The sequence below is a fragment of the Mesobacillus sp. genome (assembly GCF_049588175.1).
Lineage (GTDB): Bacteria > Bacillota > Bacilli > Bacillales > Cytobacillaceae > Mesobacillus.
The window spans coordinates 1-1,727 of sequence record NZ_JBAVFI010000147.1; the positions used below are offsets into that span (position 1 = coordinate 1).

2 protein-coding genes are annotated in these 1,727 nt (G+C 43.0%); one reads left to right on the forward strand and one right to left on the reverse strand.

The window, feature by feature from the left end:
• Window positions 1-120 precede the first annotated feature (120 nt).
• Window positions 121-792: an HAD family hydrolase gene (locus WB217_RS03585; protein WP_423990711.1), complete on the forward strand. Its 672-nt coding sequence runs from the start codon at window positions 121-123 to the stop codon at window positions 790-792.
• A 50-nt stretch (window positions 793-842) separates the two neighbouring features.
• Here WB217_RS03585 and WB217_RS03590 read toward each other — a convergent pair.
• The coding region (locus tag WB217_RS03590) for an acetamidase/formamidase family protein (protein ID WP_423990709.1) at window positions 843-1,727 on the reverse strand (885 nt) is incomplete at its 5' end.

Genomic DNA, 1,727 nt, shown 5'->3' on the forward strand with positions numbered 1-1,727 from the left:
CTAGTTCCGTTTGTAATTTAATAATTAATAAACAGGTATCATTTTTTAATACTTAAAGATACATGAAACGTTTCTGCCTAAAAATCGTCTGAATTAATGAGGAAAGGGAGGTTTACAATGATTTCAGCAATTATTTTTGATTTTGATGGATTAATTATCGACACTGAGACAGCTTGGTATGAGGCTTTTAAGGAAGCATTGAATTTTTATCAAGCAGAGCTGCCTCTTGAAGAATTTGCAAAATGCATCGGGACTGATGATACTGTGTTGTATGCTTATCTTAAAGAGCAGTTGGGCGAAAGCTGCAACACTGAGGAAATTAAGACAAGAGCTTATGGTATACATAAGGAGAAAATGGCTGCAGCGCAGGCGCGTGAGGGGGTTAAGGAATATCTGGACGAGGCGAAAAGTTCAGGATATAAAATAGCTCTTGCTTCCAGTTCCTCCCGGGAGTGGGTAACCCATTTTCTTGGCGAGCTGGGCCTATTAAACTATTTCGAAGTGATTGTCACGCGTGATGATGTTGAAAAAGTAAAGCCGGCACCGGATTTATATTTAAAAGCGGTTGACGCCTTGAATATCGAACCCGCTGAAGCAATCGCTTTCGAGGATTCTTTAAATGGACTGAATGCCGCTGTAGCAGCTGGACTAAAGTGCGTGATTGTGCCGAATCCAGTAACAGAAAGTCTGGCATTTGATAAACATGCACTGCGGCTGAAATCGATGGCAGAAAAAAGGCTGGTTGACGTTATCAGGCATATTGAGGACTTTGATACAAGGAAAGCTAACTAAGTAAAAGCCCCTGCTTACCCACGATACTAGTGACTAAACAGGGGCTTTTTTTATCTTATTGCACCATGCGGTAAAACAGCATGGACACCTTTTACACCGTTAACTACCTGTGTGACTCTCAGATCAACTATCACACTCGCAAGAGCTAATGCCTCCGCTTTTTCAATATGGTGGAGTTCGCGTATCAGCTCCGTCATTTCATTAAGTGCTTGTGCGGCTGCAAGATCTAAATCTTCATTGAAACCAAAGGTAATCCAGCCAGATGGAGTGAGTGCCCTCGGCATGGTGAGTTTCAGGTCATCTCTTAAGATTAGGGTGATATCAACTAAATCCATTGGGCATTCAATCGCAGTTCCGGATACTTCTCCATCTCCCTGAGCTGCGTGTCCATCACCTATCGAGAAGAGTGCGCCATCTACTGAGATTGGCAGAAAAAGAGTGCTTCCTCTGCCGAGTTCTTTGCAATCAATATTTCCTCCACAATAGCGGGGAGGGGAGGTAACATGGACACCCTCTTCTGCGGGTGCTACACCCATTAAGCCGATGAAAGGGTTGAGGCCGACATGAAATGGGCGGTCACCGATATGCATAGTAGCAGTCATCGTCTTTGAGTTTAATTCCCAATCAAGTCGGATTCTCTCTGAATTTGTTAAGCCGAGGTGGTCATTTTGCCAGCTCGATTTACCGCCTGCCCAATTCGTTCCGTACCAGCCTGGGACAATATCATTCAATTTCACTTCTAATACCATTCCTGGTTTAGCTTCAGCAATTTTAATAGGACCGATCATAGGATGACGAGGGTCGACCTCATTTTCTTTAGATTTGAAAAAAACTCTTTCTTCTCCCTTCGATTTGGAATAGCCCCATTCAATGTCAGGAGTTTGCATTCTGATCGTATCACCAGATTTTACGGTAAGAATCGGTTTGTATTCATT